1 protein-coding gene is annotated in these 243 nt (G+C 55.1%); it reads left to right on the plus strand.

From position 1 onward, the window contains the following. Positions 1 to 243: hypothetical protein (locus P8629_RS12555; protein WP_278166428.1), on the plus strand; the 243-nt coding region annotated here is incomplete at both ends.

A 243-nucleotide genomic window follows, 5' to 3' on the forward strand; every position in this document is an offset into this window, starting at 1 on the left:
GTCTCGTCATCTGTCAGCGCTTGTTCATCAAACCACGCTTTGGCGGTCGCAATGGCCTGATGACAAGACAGTCTTGGAGACGCAGCAAGCCGAGTGGCAACACGCGCAAGAGCAGGCTGAGCAGCGTGTGTTCGATATTCGTCATCGGCTGACGCAAGCCGAGCAGGCACGTCAGCAAGCGGGGAGTTTAACGGACAAAATTGATACCCAGCGCAGCAAAACGGAACAATGGCTAAAACTGGC

Origin of the sequence: Hydrogenovibrio sp. 3SP14C1 (assembly GCF_029625905.1) — a bacterium.
GTDB lineage: Bacteria > Pseudomonadota > Gammaproteobacteria > Thiomicrospirales > Thiomicrospiraceae > Hydrogenovibrio.